This is a genomic window from Kitasatospora kazusensis (assembly GCF_039529945.1).
GTDB classification, from domain to species: Bacteria; Actinomycetota; Actinomycetes; order Streptomycetales; family Streptomycetaceae; genus Kitasatospora; species Kitasatospora kazusensis.
The window spans coordinates 1-18,915 of record NZ_BAAANT010000071.1 but is presented as its reverse complement, the minus strand read 5'-3'; the positions used below and the strand labels follow the sequence as shown (position 1 = coordinate 18,915).

Genomic DNA, 18,915 nt, shown 5'->3' with positions numbered 1-18,915 from the left:
GCGGCTTCCGGTCCACCCGGATCTCGAAGTCCATCGCACCCCTTTGAACTGGGGTGTTGCAACGACTCCTAGAACCCAAGCAGTTCCCCGCGCCCCTTTTTTGTGGTTGACCTTCTGCACTCGGCCAGCCACAAACCAGGGGCGCGAGGAACTGCGCGGGTCCGGGAGGCTCCGGCCTGTTGCCTTCCGACTTCGCGCAGTTCCTCGCGCCCCTCTTCGTAGCTGGCCAGCTACGCTCGGCCGCTAGACCCGCCCGGAGGGCTCCCCGCAGGCGCCGATCGACTTCCCCGCCTCGTACGACGCGCGGGCTGCGTCGCCCGCGCGGATCGCGTCCAGGATGCCGTCGTGCCCGAGGTACTTCTCGGCGATGAGCTCCGGGCCGACGTCGTGCCGCAGGTGCGCCCGCAGCACCTCGCCGAGGTCCGCGTACACGGCGGCGATCACGTCGTTGTGGGCCGCCGCCACCACCGACTGGTGGAAGGCCGCGTCCGCCTGGACGAAGTCCTCCGGATCGCCGGCCGCCCAGGCCGCCTCCCGCCGGGCCAGTGCCGTCTCCAGCAGCTCCAGGTCACGGTCGGTGCGCCGTGCCGCCGCGAGCCCGGCGGCCGAGGTCTCCAGCATCGACCGCAGCTCCGCGACCTGCTCCTGGTCGGCGTCGGCGAACCGGCGGTGCATCACCCCGGCCAGTTCGCTGGTGGCCAGGACGTACGTCCCCGAGCCCTGCCGGATGTCCAGCAGGCCGTTGTGGGCCAGGGCCCGGACGGCCTCCCGCACGGTGTTGCGGGCGACGCCGAGCTGCTCCACCAGGGCGGTCTCGGTCGGGATCCGTGAGCCGACCGGCCACTCGCCCGAGGTGATCTGGGCGCGCAGCTGGCCGATCACCTGATCGGACAGCGGGGTACGCCGGGTGGTCGACAGTGCCATGGCTGCCTCTCCTGGATGTGGTCTGACGGTGCTCAGAGTACCGGGGTGCACATATTCATCCCATCATTCTATGATGGCCGCTATGTCCACCGCAGCAGAGATCTCCGACGGCGCGAGCACCGCGCCCGCCACGAGCACCACGCCGACCGCCGACGCCGCCTCCACCACGACCGCCGCCCTGCTGGCCGGCCGCCGGAGCAAGTACCTGGCCTGGCTGCTCGCCGTCGGGATCGCCGCTGCCGCCCTCAACCTCCGCCCGGTCGTCACCAGCCTCGGCCCGATGCTCGACCAGGTCCGCTCCGGCCTCGGGATGAGCGCGACCGTGGCCGGGCTGCTCACCGCCGTCCCGTCGTTCTGCTTCGCCGTCGTCGGCCTGGCCGCCCCGGCGCTGGCCCGCAAGGTCGGCCCGATCGCGGTGGTCACCGCCGGGATGGCCGCCATCACGCTCGGCGTGCTGGCCCGCTCGTTCGCCGGCGGCACGGCGGTCTTCCTGCTGTTGACCGCCGTCGCGCTGGCCGGTGTCGCGGTCTCCAACGTGCTCATCCCGGTGGTCATCAAGCGGTACTTCCCGGACAAGGTCGGCCCGATGATCGGGCTGTACTCGATGGCGCTCTCGGCCGGCACCGCCCTCGCGGCGGCCGTCACCGTCCCGCTGACCAGCGCGCTCGGCGGCGGCTGGCGGCTCGGCCTCGGGGTATGGGGCCTGCTCGCCGCCGCCGCCCTGGCGCTCTGGCTGGTGCTGCTCCTGCTCCGGCGCGAACGCTCCGGCGCGGCCGGCGGCCACTCCGCCGACAAGCTGCCGATCCTGCGCAGCCGTACCGCCTGGGCGCTCGCCGTCTTCCTCGGCCTCCAGGCGACCAGCGCGTACGCCACCATGGGCTGGCTGCCGAAGATCTACCAGGACGCCGGCGTCTCGGCGAGCACCTCCGGGGTGCTGCTGGCGTTCGTGATGGCGATCGGCGTACCCGCCTCCTTCATCCTGCCCAACCTGGCCGCCCGCCGGGGTGACCAGCGGATCTTCGTGGTGGTGCTGGGCCTGTGCGGCATCGCCGGGTACACCGGCCTGGCGCTGGCGGCCGACGCCGCACCCTGGCTGTGGGCCTGCCTGGTCGGGCTGTCGATGTGCGCCTTCCCGCTCGCGCTGACCATGATCGGCCTGCGGGCCCGGACCTCCGGCGGCGTGGCGCAACTGTCCGCCTTCGCCCAGAGCATCGGTTACCTGATCTCCATCCCCGGCCCGATCCTGATCGGCACCCTCTACCAGTCCACCCACGCCTGGTACCTGCCGCTCGGCTTCCTGGCCGTCCTGCTGGTGCCGCAGATGGCCGTCGGCCTGCGCGCCGCCCGCCCCCGGCACATCGAGGACGAGACCGGCGCGGCCTGAGTCACCCGAGTCACCCGAGTTGCCCGGGCGGACGGCCGGGGGCACACGCTGCCCCCGGCCGTCCGGCCGTCCGGCCTGAGGGGTCGTCCGGGGAGCCGCCTAAAGAGCAGGTCAAGCGCCGAGCCCCGAGTCCCGCGCGGCCCCCGGGGGGTGCCAGACTCGGTTCCATGCCAGTACTTGAGCCCAATCCCCCGAACGGCCAGAAGAAGCTGCTCCAGCTGATGGGCGTCATCCTCGCCATCGTGGTCGTGGTGAGCGTGATCGCCATCGTCGCCGACAACATCGGCTGATCCGGCCCCGCCGCCCCCGGTGTCCGGGCCGGGCTCCACTCCTGCGGGTGGCGCCTTCCCGGGCGCCGCGCCCGGCGGCGGGTTTTCTGCAAAGCTCTAGAGGTATGAGCGCCGACACACCACGAAGGATCACTGTTCTCCGTCACGCCAAGGCCGACTGGCCGGACGGGGTCGCCGACCACGAGCGGCCGTTGGCCGACCGGGGCAGGCACCAGGCACCGGAGGCGGGCCAGTGGCTCGCGGCTTCCGGGGTCCACCCCGACTACGTGCTCTGCTCCACCGCGCTGCGCACCAGGGAGACCTGGAAGCTCGCGGCCCACGAACTGCCCACCCGGGCCCGCAAGACCGTCTACGAGGACCGGGTGTACGAGGCCAGCCCGGGCGAGATCATCGCCGTGCTGCAGGAGACCCCGGACGAATTCACCGACCTGCTGCTGGTCGGCCACAATCCGGGCGTGCTGGGCCTGACCCAGATCCTGGCCGGGGACGGCAGCGAGGCGGAGGCGCTGGAGCGCCTGCGCCTCGGCGGCTTCCCGACCGCCGCCATCGCGATGCTGAGCTTCACCGGCCCCTGGAAGGGCGTCGAACCGGGCAGTGCCCAACTCGACGCCTTCCACACCCCCAAGGACTAGGCACCCGGTCAGCCGCGAGCAGAGGGGCGCGTGGAGGTGCCCCGCGCCCCCTGCTCAGCGGTCCGGTCGCTCAGTGGTCCGGGCGGTCCCCGTCCACCGCGTCGGCGGCCTCGACCTCCTCGCGGGTGATCCCCAGCAGGTAGAGGACGGTGTCCAGGAAGGGCACGTTCACCGCCGTGTCGGCGGCCTCCCGGACCACCGGCTTCGCGTTGAAGGCCACCCCGAGACCGGCCGCGTTCAGCATGTCCAGGTCGTTGGCGCCGTCGCCGATCGCCACCGTCTGCTCCAGCGGGACCTTCGCCTGCTCGGCGAACCGCCGCAGCCAGCGGGCCTTCCCGGCGCGGTCCACGATCTCGCCCGTCACCCGGCCGGTGAACTTCCCGTCCACCACCTCCAGGGTGTTGGCCGCCGCGAAGTCGAGCCCGAGCTGCTCCACCAGGTGGTCGGTGACCTGGGTGAACCCGCCGGAGACGATCGCCACCTGGAACCCGAGCCGCTGGAGCGTACGGATCAGCGTGCGCGCCCCCGGAGTGAACCGCACCTCGGCCCGGACCTTCTCGGTGACCGCCGCGTCCAGCCCGGCCAGCAGTGCGACCCGGGCCCGCAGCGACTCCGCGAAGTCCAGCTCGCCGGCCATCGCGGCGGCCGTCACCTCGGCGACCTTCTCCTCGCAGCCCGCATGCGCCGCGAAGAGCTCGATCACCTCGTCCTGGATCAGCGTGGAGTCCACGTCCATCACCACCAGGCGCTTGGCCCGGCGGTGCAACCCCGCCTCGACCACCGCGATGTCGACCCGCTGGGCCGTCGCCTCGGCGACCAGCTCGCTGCGCAGCCGCTCGGTGGCGATACCCGAGACGGTCATCTCGACGGCGACCACCGGGTACTTGGCCAGCCGGAACACCCGGTCGATGTTGCCGTCCGCCTCGGTGATCCGGGCGGTCAGCGCGGAGACGGCGGTCGCGGTGAGCGGGTGGCCGAGCACCGTGACGTGCGAGCGGCCCTCCCGGCGCGGCCGGTTGTCGCCCGTACCGGAGATGATCTCGGCCTGCAGCCGCTGCTCCTCGGCCCACCGGTGGACGGTCGACCGCAGGGCACCCTCGGCGTCCGGGGCACCGCCGGCCGGGGGAGTGACCAGGGCGCAGAGCGTTATCCGGCCGCGGGTGACCATCTGCTCGATGTCGATCACCTCGACCCCGAAGTCGCCGAGCGTGGCGAACAGGCCCGTGGTGATACCAGGGCGGTCCTTGCCGAACACCTTGACCAGCAGCGTGCGCTCGTCGTCAAAGGTCCGGGGCAGCGGGGCGGGGGCAGGCTCTGCGGCCGGGGGCAGTGCGTTCATGGTGAGCCCCACGCTACCGGGCGGGCCCGGCCGACCGGCGCATCCGTCCGCTCCCTGGACGCGATCCCCGGACCGGGCCGCCGTTCTTCCCCGTCCCGTCACCGGGACGGCCCCGGAACGTTCGGAGGCCGTCACAGTCCGGGCCGTCGACTTTCACCAGGAGGGGCCTGGCTGGAATGATGCGCCACTGTCGGATATCGGATAGCGGATCAGCCGGGGGACCGGAGAGCGGGCGGGCGGACAGTGCCGCAACTGGTAGCAGAGATCAACGGACAGCGGCGGGTCCTGGAGCCCGGACGGTCGTACACCCTCGGACGCGACCCGGGGTCGGACTTCCGCTTCGAGGACGCCCGGGTCTCCTGGCGGCACGCCACCATCTCCTTCGACGGCGCCGGCTGGCAGCTGGAGGACCACGGCAGCACCAACGGCACGTACGCCGGAAACGGCCGGGCCCTGCACGTCCCGCTGTTCCCGGGCAGCGTGGTCAACCTGGGGAACGCCGAGAACGGCCCCCGGCTGGCCTTCACCGCCCCGGCCCCCGTGCCCGTCACCACGCCGGACCGGACCCCGGACGGCCCCGCCTGGCACGAGGCCGACACCAGCCGCAGTGCCGTCCCGGCCGTAGGGACCCCGCCGCAGTGGGCACCGCCCTCGCCGGGCATCCCGCAGCAGCAGGGCGCGCCGCTGCCGGCGGCCGCCGGCCGGGCCAACCCGACGATGATCCGCAACCTCACCCCCGCCATGCGGGTGATCCGGATCGGCCGCGCCCTCGACAACGAGATCGTCGTCTCCGACCTCCAGGTCTCCCGCCACCACGCGGAGCTGCGCCAGCTGCCCGACGGCCGCTGGGAGATCGTCGACCTCGGCAGCCACAACGGCATCTTCCTCAACGGCCAGCCCGTCCAGCGCCAGCTGGTCGGCCAGTACGACCGGCTGACGGTCGGCCACTCCACCTTCCAGCTGGTCGGCGACCAGTTGCAGGAGTTCGTCGACGACGGCGCCGTCACCTTCTCCGCCTGCCACCTGACCGTCGAGGTCGAGCACAAGGGCGCCCGGAAGGTGCTGCTCGACGACGTCAGCTTCTCCGTCCCGGAGAAGTCCCTGGTCGCCGTCATCGGCCCGTCCGGCTCCGGCAAGTCCACCCTGCTGCGGGCACTCACCGGCTACCGCCCGGCCGACCGCGGCGACGTCCTCTACGACGGCCGCAACCTCTACAAGCAGTTCGCCGAACTGCGCTCGCGGATCGGCCTGGTGCCGCAGTCGGAGATCCTGCACAAGGAGCTGACCGTCCGCAGCGCCCTCAAGTACGCCGCCCGGCTGCGCTTCCCCGGCGACACCGAGGCCGCCGAGCGCGAGCGCCGGATCGACGAGGTGCTGTTCGAGCTGCGCCTGGACAAGCGTGCCGACAACCGCATCACCGCGCTCTCCGGCGGCCAGCAGAAGCGCGTCTCGGTCGCGCTCGAACTGCTCACCAAGCCCTCGCTGATCTTCCTGGACGAGCCCACCTCCGGTCTCGACCCGGGCATGGACCGCGAGGTGATGCAGACGCTGCGCAGCCTGGCCGACGACGGCCGCACCGTCCTGGTCGTCACCCACTCGGTCGCCGAACTCGCGCTCTGCGACCGGCTGCTGGTGATGGCCCCGGGCGGCTCGGTGGCCTACTTCGGACCGCCGGACGAGGCGCTGCACTTCTTCGGCTACCAGACCTGGGCCGACGTCTTCCAGGCCTTCGAGAACTACCCCGAGCACGACTGGGCCGGCCGCTACCGGGGCTCGGTGCACTACCAGCAGTACTCGGCGGACGTGGACTCCGCCGCCCTGTCCGCCTCGGCGCAGCCCGCCGTGGTCTCCCGCGAGCAGGCCCGCCCGCTCAAGCCGCAGAGCTGGGGCTCGCAGCTCTGGACGCTGGTCCAGCGGTACGTCTCGGTGATCGCCTCCGACAAGGGCTTCATGGCCCTGTCGGTGATCCTCCCGCTGGTCCTGGGCGGCGTCAGTGCGCTGATCCCGTCCGACTACGGCCTGCGGCCCGGGCCGGGGGGCCGGAACGGCAACGCCGCCACCGTCCTGCTCGTGCTGGCCCTCGGCGCGTGCCTGTCGGGCTCGGCCAACTCGGTCCGCGAGCTGATCAAGGAACGGGCGATCTACGAACGCGAACGGGCCACCGGCCTGTCGAGGTCCGCGTACCTGGTGTCGAAGATCGTCGTGCTCGGGCTGATCAGCGTCCTGCAGGGCGTGATCATCGCCGGGATCGGCATCGGAGTGCGGAAGATCCCGGCGCAGGGGCTGGTCTTCCAGCAGCTGCCGCTCCTGGAGATGACGATCGGGATCGTCCTGCTCAGCTTCGCCTCGATGATGGTCGGCCTGGTGATCTCGGCTCTCGTGAAGACGGCCGAGAAGACCATGCCGCTGCTGGTGATGTTCGCGATCATCCAGATGGTCTTCACGGGCGCGGTCTTCCAGATCTACGACAAGCCCGGCGTGGAGCAGCTCGCCTGGCTGATGCCGGCCCGCTGGGGCGTCGGCTCCGTCGGCACCACCCTGGACCTCGCCAAGCTCGCCCCGATGGCCAACGCGAAGCGCGGGGACAAGTTCCCGCTGGACTCCCTGTGGAGCCACCACGCGGGCTACTGGGTCCTGGACAACCTCGCCCTGGTCGTCATCGCCACCGCCCTCGGCTTCCTGGTACTGAGGCTGTTGCGGCGCCACGAGCCCGAGGTCATGCAGCAGGGCTGACCCGCAGCTATGGCATGTGGCCGGCCAGGCACTACCCAGGGGCGCGTGGGGGCACCTCCCGGCCGAAGGCTGGGGGAGAACTGCGCGACCGAGGCACGACGTCCGTGCACGGTTGTCCGCGCAGTTCCCCGCGCCCCTGTTGTGGTTGCCCGTGGGCGCGCAGTCCTAGGTCCACGGACGTGGGTCTCCCCGGGCGGGAGGCCGACGCGGTGGGTGTGGCCGCGCCGGTAGCGTGAAGGCATGTCCACCTGTGAACCCCCCGACTGCGACCCCTCGCTGAGCGGGATCGAAGCGGTCAGTGCGGCGGTGCTGGAGATGAGCCGGCACCTGGAGGTGCGGGAGGTGCTGCGGCGGATCACCGCCTCGGCCCGTAACCTGCTCGGCGCCGAGTACGCCGCGCTCGGGGTCCCCGACGACCACGGGGGCTTCGCCCAGTTCGTGGTGGACGGTGTCACCGACGAGCAGTGGAAGGCGATCGGCCCGCTGCCCCGCCAGCACGGTGTGCTCGCCACCATGCTGCACGAGATGACGCCCACCCGGCTGGCCGACGTCCGCCGGGCACCGGCCTTCGAGGGCTGGCCCGACGCGCATCCCGAGCTGAAGGACTTCCTCGGGATGCCGATCATCGACGGCACGGAGATCCTCGGCGCCGTGTTCCTGGCCAACAAGGCGGGCGGCTTCACCGCGCACGACGAGGAGCTGCTCCGGATCCTCGCCGCCCACGCGGCCCTCGCGCTCGGCAACGCACGCCTGTACGAGCGCAGCCGGGAGCTCACCCTGGCCGGTGAGCGGGCCCGGATCGCCCACGACCTGCACGACGCCGTCTCGCAGAAGCTCTTCTCGCTGCGGCTGACCGCCAAGGCGGCCGCCAAGCTGGTCGACCGCGACCCGGCCCGGGCCCGGGCCGAACTCGACGAGGTCGCCCGGCTCGCCGCCGAGGCGGCCGACGAACTGCGCGCCGTGGTGGTGGAGCTGCGGCCCGCCGCGCTGGACGAGGACGGCCTGGTGGCGACGCTCGCCTCCCAGGCGCAGGTGCTCGACCGGGCGCACTCCGCCGTCGTCCGGTTCAGCACCCAGGGCGTGCGGACGCTGCCGCCGGCCCAGGAGGCGGCGGTCCTGCGGGTCGCCCAGGAGGCGCTGCACAACGCCCTGCGGCACTCCGGGGCGAGCACCGTGGACATCAGCCTGACCGGCACGCCCGCCAGGGGCGCCGTGCTGCGGGTCGCCGACGACGGGCGCGGATTCGACCCGGACTCGGTCCGCCGTGCGGGCCGGCACCTCGGCCTGGTGTCGATGCGCGACCGGGCGGCCGGTGTGCGCGGCAGACTGTCCCTGGAATCGGCCCCGGGCAAGGGGACCGTCGTCGAGTTGGAGGTCCCCGGTGCCTGATCTGACGTCACCGATCCGCGTCCTGCTGGTGGACGACCACCAGGTCGTCCGGCGTGGCCTGCGTACGTTCCTGGAGGTCCAGGACGACATCGAGGTGGTCGGCGAGGCCGCCGACGGCGCCGACGGTGTCGCCCGGGCCCAGGAGCTGCTCCCCGACGTGGTCCTGATGGATCTGAAGATGCCCGGTGTCGACGGCATCGAGGCGCTCAAGCTGCTCAAGCAGCAGGGCAGCACGGCCCGGATCCTGATCGTCACCAGTTTCACCGAGCACCGCACCATGGTCCCCGCCCTGCGGGCCGGCGCCGCCGGGTACGTCTACAAGGACGTCGACCCGGAGGCCCTCGCCGGGGCGATCCGGTCCGTCCACGCGGGGCACGTCCTGCTGCAGCCCGAACTCGCCGAGGCGCTGCTCTCCGACGACTCCCCCCGCGCACCCCAGGGCCGCGGCGGCACCCTGACGGAACGTGAGCGCGAGGTGCTCGGCCACATCGCCGACGGCCGCTCCAACCGTGAGATCGCCCGCAGCCTGCACCTGAGCGAGAAGACCGTGAAGACCCACGTGAGCAACATCCTGATGAAGCTCGACCTCGCCGACCGCACCCAGGCCGCGCTCTGGGCCGTCCGCAACGGCGAGGCGTAGCCCCACCGGGGGCGCGGATCACAGCTCAGGGCAACCACGGCAGGGGCGCGTGGGGGTACCCGGTTGCGTACGCCTACTGTTCGTCCGGCAGCGCGTTGTACGCGGCGACCTGCGCCCTGCGGGCCGTCCGCCGGAGCGGGGCCAGCACCTCCCGGCGGGCCGTCATCTCCGAGGCGCTGACCGCCGCGCCGTGGCCGCTCAGCGCGATGGCGAGCAGGGCCGAGACCTGCCGCGCGGACTCCAGGACCCGGACGGCCCGTGGCGGGTACCCGGGCGCGAGCAGCTCCGCGTGGCCGCGCCGCCGGTACGCCTCCAGCGCGCGCAGCGCCTCCGGCCCGGCACCGGCCACGTCCAGCTTGGTGAGCAGCAGCGTGGCCTCGCGCAGGGTCTCCGCGAGCTCCCGCTCCGCCTCCCCGAGCGAGGCGACGTCGGCGGGCGGCCCGTCGTTCACCGCGGAGCAACGCCACAGCACCGTCGCCGACCGGTCCCCGGCCGGGCCGTACACCTCGACCTCGGGCACCAGCCCGAGCGGCACCCCGATCGCGAGCACCGCCTCGCCGGCGGCCATCGCGCGGGTGTTGAACTCGGCCGGGCCGGTCAGGCCGATCGGATGCCCGGGGCTCGGCAGGGCCAGCCGCAGCCCTGTGACGCCGAGCACCCGCAGCCGTCCGAGCGCCCAGGTGAGGCCGTGCAGCTCGCCCGCCGGGTCCCCGGGCAGGCCGGTGACCCGGTGCGTCTCGTCCTCGCCCAGTACGGCGGCCGCGGCGTTGTCCGGCGGCGCGAAACCGTTCAGCAGGGCGTTGCCCCATGCGGTGAGCCGCCCGGAGCGCGGCTCTTCGTACGGATTGTCAGCGGGAGTAGCGAGCATCGGGCCAGCCTACGGAATGACCGGCCATCCGCGTGGCGTAGGTTTGCTCTGTGCTGCGAGCGGCGCACCCCTCCTTGCCTTACCAGGCGGCCGGAGTAGGCTGCCCGCCCGCACCGACTAGTCGAACGAGTGGACCGCACCGAGGACCCGCGCGCAGGACCCCTCGGACGGCCGAATTCTGCATTGGGGAAGGCGTAGGCATGAGCGACGTGCTGGAGCTGGTGGACGTATCCGTGGTCCGGGAGGGCCGCGCGCTTGTCGACCAGGTCTCCTGGTCGATCTCGGAGGGCGAGCGCTGGGTGATCCTCGGCCCCAACGGCGCCGGCAAGACGACCCTGCTCCAGGTCGCCTCCACCTACCTCTTCCCGAGCACCGGCAACGCGGCGATCCTCGGTGAGAAGCTCGGCTCGGTCGACGTCTTCGAGCTGCGCCAGCGGATCGGCCTGGCCGGCGCGTCCATGATCGACAAGCTGCCCGCGGACCAGACCGTCCTGCAGAGCGTGCTCACCGCCGCGTACGGCATGACCGCCAGCTGGCGTGAGCAGTACGAGACCACCGACGAGCAGCGCGCCCTCGTCCTGCTCGACCGGCTCGGTATGGCCGGCTACACCCACCGCAAGTTCGGCACCCTCTCCGAGGGCGAGCGCAAGCGCACCCTGATCGCCCGCGCCCTGATGACCGACCCCGAGCTGCTGCTGCTGGACGAGCCCGCCGCCGGCCTCGACCTCGGCGGCCGCGAGGACCTGGTCCGCCGCCTCGGCGCGCTGGCCCAGGACGCGTACGCCCCCGCGATGGCGATGGTGACGCACCACGTCGAGGAGATCGCCCCCGGCTTCACCCACGTGCTGATGATCCGCCAGGGCAAGGTGCTCACCGCCGGCCCGATCGACACCGAGCTGACCGCCCGCAACCTCTCGCTCTGCTTCGGCCTCCCGCTCACCCTGGAGCGCCACGGCGACCGCTGGTCCGCCCAGGGCCTCCCGCTGGGCTGACGCCCGCGCACCGGGCCGGGCCGGCTCGAAACGGCCGGAACCGGGCCGAACCGGTTCCGGTCGTACGTACGGCCGGTTTCCGTCCATCCACCTGCGGGAACTTCTCTCCGGGAGAGTCCCCTCCTCCCTAGGATGGATCCGTGGACAGCTGGATCTGGTGGCTACTGGTCGCCGTCGCTCTGGGCATACCTCTGGTGCTCACGGCCTTGCCGGAGTTCGCCATGTTCGCGGTCGGGGCCGGCGCCGCCGCGCTCACCGCGGCGGTGGGCGCGGGGGTGGTGCCGCAGTTCCTGGTGTTCGTGGGAGTCTCGGTCGCGCTGCTGGTCCTCGTCCGCCCGATCGCCTACCGGCAGTTGCGGCGGAACCCGGGGGTCAAGATGGGCATCGAGGCGCTCGCGGGCGCCACGGCGGTGGTCCAGGAGCGGGTCGACGAGGAGGGCGGGCGGATCAAACTGAACGGCGAGATCTGGTCGGCCCGGGCGCTCCACCCCGGCAGCGTCTACCAGCCGGGCCAGCGCGTCGACGTCGTCGAGATCCAGGGAGCGACCGCGCTGGTCGTCTGACGCTCCATCCAGCCTGTCCGTACGTCCAGGGTTTGTTTCTGCTTAGGGGAGAAGTACGTGGAACCCGTCCTTATCGTGCTGGTCGTCCTGGTCGTGGTGGCCTTCATCGCACTGATCAAGACGATCCAGGTGATCCCGCAGGCCAGTGCCGCGATCGTCGAGCGCTTCGGCCGCTACACCCGCACCCTCAGCGCGGGTCTGAACATCGTGGTCCCGTTCATCGACAACGTCCGGAACCGGATCGACCTGCGCGAGCAGGTCGTGCCCTTCCCGCCGCAGCCGGTGATCACCCAGGACAACCTGGTGGTCAACATCGACACCGTCATCTACTACCAGGTCACCGACCCCCGGGCCGCGACCTACGAGGTCGCCAGCTACATCCAGGCGATCGAGCAGCTCACCGTCACCACGCTCCGCAACATCATCGGCTCGATGGACCTGGAGTCGACCCTGACCTCCCGCGAGGTGATCAACGCGGGTCTGCGCGGCGTGCTGGACGAGGCGACCGGCAAGTGGGGCATCCGGGTCAACCGCGTCGAGCTCAAGGCGATCGAGCCGCCGACCTCCATCCAGGACTCGATGGAGAAGCAGATGCGCGCCGACCGTGACAAGCGCGCCGCGATCCTCACCGCCGAGGGCGCCCGGCAGGCCGCGATCCTGCGCGCCGAGGGCGAGAAGCAGGCGGACGTGCTGCGCGCCGAGGGTGAGGCCCAGGCCGCGGTGCTCAAGGCCGACGGTGAGGCGGCGGCCATCCGGACGGTCTTCGAGGCCATCCACGACGGCGACGCCGACCAGAAGCTGCTCGCCTACCAGTACCTCCAGACGCTGCCCCAGCTGGCCCAGGGCGACTCCAACAAGCTCTGGATCATCCCGAGCGAGGTCGGCGACGCCCTCAAGGGCCTCGGCGGCGCGTTCGGCGGCATGGCCGGCGGTTTCGCGGGCAACGGCGGCAACGGCGCGGCCCCGGCCGCGACCCAGGTCCCGCTCGACAAGGGCGACCACACGGCCGGCCCCCGCCCCCTCGACACCGAGAAGGGCACCGCCCGCCCCCGTGTCGAACCCCCGCGCCAGTACCCGACCATCGACCCGGAGTAACCCGGCCGGCCACGGACAGGGGCGCGGGGAACTGCGCGAAACCGGAAGAGTGCAGACCGTTGCCTTCCGACTTCGCGCGGTTCCCCGCGCCCCTGTTCGTGGCTGAACAGTTGCCTCCGTGTACCGGATTGCGGAATGCACTGGCCGCCGCGCCGCAGGCTGCTGCATGATCCTCCCTGACAGCACCGCTGGAGGGATTCGCACATGACGTTCTGGGAGGGACTCGCCGTCCTGCTCGCCGGAGTCGGCGCGGGGACGATCAACGCGGTGGTGGGTTCGGGCACCCTGATCACCTTCCCCGTCCTGCTCGCCTTCGGCCTGCCGCCGGTCACCGCGAACGTCTCCAACACCCTCGGACTGGTCCCCGGCTCGATCAGCGCCACCGTCGGATTCCGCCGCGAACTCGTGGGCCAGGCACCCCGGCTCCGCCGCCTGGGCACCGCCTCGCTGTTCGGCGGCCTGCTCGGCGCCGGTCTGCTCGTCAGCCTGCCCAGCAAGGCGTTCGACACGATCGTCCCGGTGCTGATCCTGCTCGCCCTCGTCCTGGTGGTGATCCAGCCCCGCGTCGCCCGCGCGATGGCCGCCCGCCGACGGGACGAGGACGGCGCCTCGGAGGTCGGCCCGTTGCTGCTCGGCGGGGTCTTCCTGGCGGGCGTCTACGGTGGCTACTTCGGTGCGGCCCAGGGCGTCCTGCTGCTCGCCATGATGGGCATGCTGCTCCAGGACAGCATGCTGCGGATCAACGCGGCGAAGAACGCGCTGGCCCTGATCGTGAACGCCGTCGCCGCGGTCTTCTTCCTGTTCACCTCGGCCATCGACTGGACGGCCGTGCTGCTCATCGCCGTCGGCTCGGTGCTCGGCGGGCAACTCGGGGCCAAGGTCGGGCGCCGGCTGTCGCCGACCGTCCTGCGCGGACTGATCGTGGTGATCGGCCTGGTCGCCGTCGGCAGACTCCTGACCGGCTGACATTCCCTCAGGTGCCGCGAGGTGTCGCGGCCGCCCGGCGTCCGGACCTTCCTATGCTCGTCGGCAGCACGCCTTCCCCCCCGCACGAGGAGACCGACTGTGAGCAGCCGAGCCCGTCTGACCGAGGACGAGATCACGGCCGGCCTGGCCGCCCTGCCGGACTGGACCCGCGCGGGCGGGGAGATCACCCGCACCGCCGAGACCGCGAGCTTCCCGACCGCGATCCGGGTGGTCGACGCGGTCGCGGAGACGGCCGAGCAACTCGACCACCACCCTGACATCGACATCCGCTGGCGCACCCTCCGGTTCGTCCTCTCCACCCACAGCGCGGGCGGTCTGACCAGCCTCGATCTCACCCTCGCGGCCCACATCGACGAGGCCCTGCGCACCGTCCGCTGACCCCCGGCCGATACCCCGGACCCGTACTTCCGACCGGTCCGGTCCGTCCGCCGTGAGATGCTGACAGCTTGTAGCAAGCAGTCTGGACGGACGGAACGCATGGCTCAGGAGCACTCCGGCACCGCCGGGCAGGAGCCCGCCGGGTACGACTACCAGCAGCCCTGGTACCCACCGCAGCAGGAGCCGGCGGGGGACCAGTGGGGCGGCGGCGGATACCAGCAGCAGCCGTACCCGGGTGCCGACCAGCAGGGCTGGGGCACACCGGGGGCCGAGGCGTGGCCGTCCGAACTCCCGCAGCAGCACGCACCCGAGGGCTACTACCCGGCGGGGTACGAGCAGCCCGGCTACCAGCCCGACGGGTTCGCGCCGACCGCTTTCGAGCCGTCCGGGTTCGAGTCCACCGGGATCCAGCCGTCCGGCTACGAGCAGCAGCAGCACCAGCAGCAGCCCGTCGGCGACCAGGGCACCGGCTACGCCTCCTACCCGGACGCCGAGCAGCAGCTGTACGCCCCGCCCGGCGTCGACGGCTACTACAACCTCTACGGGTCCGACCAGCCGGTCGAGCCCGCTGACGGTGCGGCGGACGCGGACTCCGCCAGGCCGGCGGCCCCGTCGTTCGCCGAGCCCGCCGACCGGTCCGAGGCGGGGGACCCGGCCGGACCCAGCGCCCGGCCCTCGCTGGTCGAACGCGCCAAGGCCGCCGCCGACGCGGTGATCTCGGCCGACCACGCGCCCAGCAGGCGCGCCCTCGCGATCCGGGCGGGGGCCGGCGCGGCCGCCCTCGCCGTCCTGGTCACCGCCGGCTACCTGGCCACTGCCGGCGGCGGCGGTACCCCCGCCGCAGGCGGCTCCAGCGCACCGGCCCCCGGCTTCACCGTCGCCCACGCCAAGGCCTGGTCCGCCCAGCCGGCCGCCGCGGCCGCGACCGGCGCCGACGACACCCTGGTCGGCAGCTGGCTGCTCGGCGACGCCGTGGTCCGGGCGGACAGCACCGGCGTGCACGCCTACGCCCTGACCGACGGCAAGCCGACCTGGACGGTGGCACCGCCCAGCCAGGGCGCCACCGCCTGCGGACTCTCGCCCACCGTGGGCTCCACCGGCCTCGGCGCCGTCCTGTTCCGCCCGCAGGCCGACCCCAAGAGCCCGTGCAGCCTGCTCGCCGCCGTCGACACCAAGACCGGCAAGACCGTCTGGACGAAGACCCTCTCCGACACCCAGGGCAGTTACGCCGCCCACGTCGCCGTCACCGGCGACAAGGTCGTCGCGGTCGGCGACGACAAGGTCTCGGCCTGGGCCGCCGCCGACGGCAAGGACGCCTGGCAGTACGCCGGCCAGGGCAAGTTCTGCACCCTCTCGGGCAGCGCGTCCGGCGGCACCGTCCTGCTGCACAGCAGCTGCGCCGACAGCGCACCCGTCGACCAGGCCGTCGCGCTCGACACCGCCGACGGCAAGGTCAGGTGGTGGCGCGGCCTCAACAACCAGCCGAAGACCGTCACCGTGCTCTCCGCCGAGCCCGCCGCCGTCCTCACCACCGGCGACAAGCCCACCGACGACCGGATCTTCGCCTGGGGCCCCACCGGGGACCCGAGCACCGAGATCCCGGTCTCCACCGACGCCGGCCGGCTCGACGCCGCCCGGGGCACCTTCGACGCCGTCCCCAACGTGTTCTTCCAGGACCACACGATGGTGACCACCCTGACCCCGGCCGGCACCGGCGCCCCGACCGTCACCGCCTACGACCTGAGCACCGGCAAGGCGCTCTGGAAGACCGCCGTCACCGAGAAGGGCAAGGCCCGCGCCGTCGGCTTCGACTCCGGGGCCCTGCTGCTCGCCGTCGACGAACGCCTGGACCAGCCGGCCCACCTCAGCCGCTTCACCCTCACCGGCGGCCAGGAGAGCGCCGGCGGCTCCTACCCCCAGGGCACCGGCTCGCTGCTCACCTCCGGACGCGTACTGGTCGGCGGCGGCAAGTTCGTCTCGGTACCCGAGCACTCGTCCAACTTCGGCATCGCCACGGCCTTCGAGGCCAAGAGCTGACGTCGTTGCCCCCGGGGGGCACGAGGGACTGCGCGAGACCGGGAGGGACGTTTCCGTCACTCCCGGTCTCGCGCAGTCCCTTCCCCAGAGGCGGGACAAGGCAGGACAAGGCAGGCCCGCCGGCAGCCGTCAGGCCGCCGCGGGCAGCCACGCGGCGAGCTCGGTCAGCTCGCTGCCACGCAGGCCCAGCGCCAGCATCAGCGTGGCCTCCGGGGTCGGCTCGAACGGGGTACGGAGCAGCCGCATCCCCGCCTGCTCCGGCGTCCGGTCGGCCTTGCGCTGGTTGTCCTCGGCGCAGGCCGCCACGGTGTTCATCCAGCTGTCGGCACCGCCGCGCGACCGCGGCTGCAGGTGGTCCACCGTGGTGGCCCGCCGCCCGCAGTACGCACAGAGGTGCTGGTCACGGACCAGGACACCGCGCCGCGACCACGGCGCCCGTTGTCGGAACGGCACCCGGACGTACCGTTGGAGTCTGATCACCCGTGGCACCGGTACGGCGACGCCGGTACCGCGCACCATCCGCAGCGGATGGGCGTGCTCGACCACGGCCTTGTCCTGCAGTACGAGGACGACGGCGCGCTGGAGCGACACCGTGGTCAAGGGCTCGTAGCTCGCGTTCAGTACCAGCGTGTTGCGCATCCCGGCCACACCTCCCTGAGCGGCTGCGCCCGACGGCCCAGCCGTCCCGTCTGCCGCCCCATGGCGGGTGGCTCCACTGTGAACCGGCCCGGGCCCGTGGACAACGGAATTTCCGCCTGCGGGCAGGCCTGCGATGAAACTCGCTGGCCAGGACCGCGTACTCTCTAGAACGCTGGACCCAGGACGCTGGAGCCGTCCGGCGAGCGGACCGCAGGGCCGGACCGCCCACCGCGCCGGACGCCCGATAGAAGGAGAAGCGTGACCGTGACGGACATCGTCGAGGAGCTGCGGTGGCGAGGGCTGATCGCCCTGTCCACCGACGAGGACGCACTGCGCAAGGCGTTCGCGGACGGCCCGGTCACGTTCTATTGCGGCTTCGACCCGACGGCCCCGAGCCTGCACCTCGGCAACCTGGTCCAGATCCTCACCATGCGCCGCCTCCAGCTGGCCGGAAACCTCCCGCTCGGCCTGGTCGGCGGAGCCACCGGCCTGATCGGTGACCCCAAGCCGACGGCGGAGCGCGTCCTCAACGACCCCGAGACGGTGGCCGGCTGGGTGGACCGCGTCCGGGGCCAGATCTCGAAGTTCCTCGACTTCGAGGGCGAGTTCGCGGCCCGCATGGTGAACAACCTGGACTGGACCTCCGGGATGTCGGCCATCGGCCTGCTGCGCGACGTGGGCAAGTACTTCCGGGTCAACAACATGATCGCCAAGGAGGCCGTCGCCCGACGGCTCAACTCCGACTCCGGCATCAGCTACACCGAATTCAGCTACCAGATCCTCCAGGGCATGGACTACCTGGAGCTGAACCGCCGCTACAACTGCACCCTGCAGACCGGCGGCAGCGACCAGTGGGGCAACCTCACCGCGGGCAGCGACCTGATCCGCCGGGCCGAGGGCAAGTCCGTCCACCTGCTCGCCACCCCGCTGATCGTCAAGGCGGACGGCACCAAGTTCGGCAAGACCGAGTCCGGTACCATCTGGCTGGACCCGGAGCTCACCACGCCGTACGCCTTCTACCAGTTCTGGCTGAACGCGGACGACCGGGACGTCTCGAACTACCTGCGCATCTTCAGCTTCCGCTCGCACGCGGAGATCGAGGAGCTGGAGCAGGCGACCACCGAGCGCCCCGCCGCCCGCCTCGCCCAGCGCGCCCTGGCCGAGGAACTCACCACGATGGTGCACGGCGCCGAGCAGTACGAGCGCGCCGTCGCCGCCTCCAAGGCCCTCTTCGGCCAGGGCGACCTGGCCGAGCTGGAGCCCGCGACCCTTGCCGCCGCCCTCGCCGAGGTCCCGAAGGCAACGGTCACCGAGCTGCTCCCGGTCGTCGACCTCCTGGTCGAGACCGGACTGGCCCCGAGCCGCTCCGCCGCCCGGCGGACGGTGAAGGAGGGCGGCGCCTACCTCAACAACACCAAGGTCGCCGACGAGGAGGCCACGCCGGCCGAGTCGGACCTGCTGCACGGCCGCTGGCTGGTGCTGCGCCGTGGAAAGCGCAACCTGGCGGCGGTCGAGCTGGTGGCCGGCTGAGGCCGGTTGGCTGAAAACGTGTCCCGGCTGAGCTGTGACATCGCCTGAGAGGGGCCGGATCCGGACGGATCCGGCCCCTCGGTGTTTGACGGACACCTTTCGTTGGCCTAACGTAGAGCGAGTCGCCTGATTCGGACGGGTAGACGGGACAGCCACTCGGCCGGCCCTGACCGACCGGAACCACAGGCGGACCCCCTGAACTGATGAGCGATTGCTCGCGCACCCTTTCGATGCACATCGAGAGGGAAAGGCGAAGTGAATAACTCTGATACAGTCGGGGAACGCCGAAAGGCCCGAGTAAATCGGATGAATGAAACTCCGGAAAACGGAGCGGAAAACATCTGATAAACTCGAAATACGAAAGAACGAAGCGCCCGGAGAGCCTGCGAGAGCAGCCCGAAGGAAGCGTCCGTTCCTTGAGAACTCAACAGCGTGCCAAAAGTCAACGCCAGATATGTTGACATCCCCGGCCCGGGTCCTTGATCCGGGTTGGAG

17 protein-coding genes are annotated in these 18,915 nt (G+C 71.9%); 13 read left to right on the top strand and 4 right to left on the bottom strand.

From position 1 onward, the window contains the following. Positions 1 to 243: 243 nt before the first annotated feature. Positions 244 to 924, bottom strand: coding sequence for a FadR/GntR family transcriptional regulator (locus tag ABD330_RS30815; RefSeq protein WP_344469598.1), 681 nt, complete (start codon positions 922 to 924; stop codon positions 244 to 246). 82 nt (positions 925 to 1,006) lie between these two features. On the opposite strand from ABD330_RS30815, the gene ABD330_RS30810 reads away from it, so the two are divergent. The 3 genes from ABD330_RS30810 to ABD330_RS30800 all read left to right on the top strand — a co-directional run bounded on the left by ABD330_RS30810 (position 1,007) and on the right by ABD330_RS30800 (position 3,230). Then, positions 1,007 to 2,308, top strand: coding sequence for a CynX/NimT family MFS transporter (locus tag ABD330_RS30810; RefSeq protein WP_344469597.1), 1,302 nt, complete (start codon positions 1,007 to 1,009; stop codon positions 2,306 to 2,308). Positions 2,309 to 2,475: 167 nt separating this feature from the next. Next, a complete protein-coding gene (locus ABD330_RS30805) occupies positions 2,476 to 2,598 on the top strand; it encodes an SGM_5486 family transporter-associated protein (protein ID WP_344469596.1) in 123 nt (40 codons plus the stop codon). A 104-nt stretch (positions 2,599 to 2,702) separates the two neighbouring features. Beyond that, positions 2,703 to 3,230, top strand: coding sequence for a SixA phosphatase family protein (locus tag ABD330_RS30800; protein ID WP_344469595.1), 528 nt, complete (start codon positions 2,703 to 2,705; stop codon positions 3,228 to 3,230). 70 nt (positions 3,231 to 3,300) lie between these two features. On the opposite strand, the gene serB is transcribed toward ABD330_RS30800, so the two are convergent. Continuing rightward, positions 3,301 to 4,569, bottom strand: coding sequence for a phosphoserine phosphatase SerB (gene serB / locus ABD330_RS30795; protein ID WP_344469594.1), 1,269 nt, complete (start codon positions 4,567 to 4,569; stop codon positions 3,301 to 3,303). Positions 4,570 to 4,812: 243 nt separating this feature from the next. Between serB and ABD330_RS30790 the strand changes: the two genes are divergently transcribed. The 3 genes from ABD330_RS30790 to ABD330_RS30780 all read left to right on the top strand — a co-directional run bounded on the left by ABD330_RS30790 (position 4,813) and on the right by ABD330_RS30780 (position 9,331). After that, a complete protein-coding gene (locus ABD330_RS30790) occupies positions 4,813 to 7,302 on the top strand; it encodes an FHA domain-containing protein (protein WP_344469593.1) in 2,490 nt (829 codons plus the stop codon). A 240-nt stretch (positions 7,303 to 7,542) separates the two neighbouring features. Continuing rightward, positions 7,543 to 8,691, top strand: coding sequence for a GAF domain-containing sensor histidine kinase (locus ABD330_RS30785; RefSeq protein WP_344469592.1), 1,149 nt, complete (start codon positions 7,543 to 7,545; stop codon positions 8,689 to 8,691). Between the two features lies 1 nt (position 8,692). Continuing rightward, positions 8,693 to 9,331, top strand: coding sequence for a response regulator (locus tag ABD330_RS30780; protein ID WP_344469600.1), 639 nt, complete (start codon positions 8,693 to 8,695; stop codon positions 9,329 to 9,331). A 73-nt stretch (positions 9,332 to 9,404) separates the two neighbouring features. Here ABD330_RS30780 and ABD330_RS30775 read toward each other — a convergent pair whose 3' ends face one another. After that, positions 9,405 to 10,199: a hypothetical protein gene (locus tag ABD330_RS30775; protein WP_344469591.1), complete on the bottom strand. Its 795-nt coding sequence runs from the start codon at positions 10,197 to 10,199 to the stop codon at positions 9,405 to 9,407. A 200-nt stretch (positions 10,200 to 10,399) separates the two neighbouring features. On the opposite strand from ABD330_RS30775, the gene ABD330_RS30770 reads away from it, so the two are divergent. The 6 genes from ABD330_RS30770 (at position 10,400) to ABD330_RS30745 (ending at position 16,251) form a co-directional block, all read left to right on the top strand. Next, positions 10,400 to 11,191, top strand: coding sequence for an ABC transporter ATP-binding protein (locus ABD330_RS30770; protein ID WP_344469590.1), 792 nt, complete (start codon positions 10,400 to 10,402; stop codon positions 11,189 to 11,191). Between the two features lie 140 nt (positions 11,192 to 11,331). Further along, a complete protein-coding gene (locus ABD330_RS30765; RefSeq protein ID WP_344469589.1) occupies positions 11,332 to 11,754 on the top strand; it encodes an NfeD family protein in 423 nt (140 codons plus the stop codon). Positions 11,755 to 11,811: 57 nt separating this feature from the next. Further along, on the top strand, positions 11,812 to 12,849 hold the full coding sequence (locus ABD330_RS30760) for an SPFH domain-containing protein (RefSeq protein WP_344469588.1): 1,038 nt from the start codon (positions 11,812 to 11,814) through the stop codon (positions 12,847 to 12,849). Positions 12,850 to 13,053: 204 nt separating this feature from the next. After that, positions 13,054 to 13,815 carry a sulfite exporter TauE/SafE family protein gene (locus ABD330_RS30755; protein WP_344469587.1) on the top strand — a complete coding sequence of 254 codons (762 nt, stop codon included), beginning with the start codon at positions 13,054 to 13,056 and terminating at the stop codon, positions 13,813 to 13,815. A gap of 99 nt (positions 13,816 to 13,914) precedes the next feature. Beyond that, a complete protein-coding gene (locus ABD330_RS30750; protein ID WP_344469586.1) occupies positions 13,915 to 14,214 on the top strand; it encodes a 4a-hydroxytetrahydrobiopterin dehydratase in 300 nt (99 codons plus the stop codon). A 99-nt stretch (positions 14,215 to 14,313) separates the two neighbouring features. After that, positions 14,314 to 16,251 (top strand): outer membrane protein assembly factor BamB family protein, encoded by a 1,938-nt coding sequence (locus ABD330_RS30745; protein ID WP_344469585.1) that lies wholly within the window; start codon positions 14,314 to 14,316, stop codon positions 16,249 to 16,251. Positions 16,252 to 16,380: 129 nt separating this feature from the next. Here ABD330_RS30745 and ABD330_RS30740 read toward each other — a convergent pair whose 3' ends face one another. Beyond that, the gene (locus tag ABD330_RS30740; RefSeq protein ID WP_344469584.1) at positions 16,381 to 16,890 is read right to left on the bottom strand and encodes an HNH endonuclease; all 510 of its coding nucleotides are present in this window, start codon (positions 16,888 to 16,890) and stop codon (positions 16,381 to 16,383) included. A 264-nt stretch (positions 16,891 to 17,154) separates the two neighbouring features. Here ABD330_RS30740 and tyrS point away from each other — a divergent pair, with 264 nt between their 5' ends. Beyond that, positions 17,155 to 18,420 (top strand): tyrosine--tRNA ligase, encoded by a 1,266-nt coding sequence (gene tyrS, locus ABD330_RS30735; protein WP_344469599.1) that lies wholly within the window; start codon positions 17,155 to 17,157, stop codon positions 18,418 to 18,420. Positions 18,421 to 18,915 lie beyond the last annotated feature (495 nt).

What these genes read in the sequence shown, in the direction of transcription:
- ABD330_RS30815 (WP_344469598.1), bottom strand. Translation starts at nt 924, where the DNA reads ATGGCACTGTCGACCACCCGGCGTACCCCGCTGTCCGATCAGGTGATC.
- ABD330_RS30810 (WP_344469597.1), top strand. Translation starts at nt 1,007, where the DNA reads ATGTCCACCGCAGCAGAGATCTCCGACGGCGCGAGCACCGCGCCCGCC.
- ABD330_RS30805 (WP_344469596.1), top strand. Translation starts at nt 2,476, where the DNA reads ATGCCAGTACTTGAGCCCAATCCCCCGAACGGCCAGAAGAAGCTGCTC.
- ABD330_RS30800 (WP_344469595.1), top strand. Translation starts at nt 2,703, where the DNA reads ATGAGCGCCGACACACCACGAAGGATCACTGTTCTCCGTCACGCCAAG.
- serB (WP_344469594.1), bottom strand. Translation starts at nt 4,569, where the DNA reads ATGAACGCACTGCCCCCGGCCGCAGAGCCTGCCCCCGCCCCGCTGCCC.
- ABD330_RS30785 (WP_344469592.1), top strand. Translation starts at nt 7,543, where the DNA reads ATGTCCACCTGTGAACCCCCCGACTGCGACCCCTCGCTGAGCGGGATC.
- ABD330_RS30775 (WP_344469591.1), bottom strand. Translation starts at nt 10,199, where the DNA reads ATGCTCGCTACTCCCGCTGACAATCCGTACGAAGAGCCGCGCTCCGGG.
- ABD330_RS30770 (WP_344469590.1), top strand. Translation starts at nt 10,400, where the DNA reads ATGAGCGACGTGCTGGAGCTGGTGGACGTATCCGTGGTCCGGGAGGGC.
- ABD330_RS30755 (WP_344469587.1), top strand. Translation starts at nt 13,054, where the DNA reads ATGACGTTCTGGGAGGGACTCGCCGTCCTGCTCGCCGGAGTCGGCGCG.
- ABD330_RS30745 (WP_344469585.1), top strand. Translation starts at nt 14,314, where the DNA reads ATGGCTCAGGAGCACTCCGGCACCGCCGGGCAGGAGCCCGCCGGGTAC.
- ABD330_RS30740 (WP_344469584.1), bottom strand. Translation starts at nt 16,890, where the DNA reads ATGCGCAACACGCTGGTACTGAACGCGAGCTACGAGCCCTTGACCACG.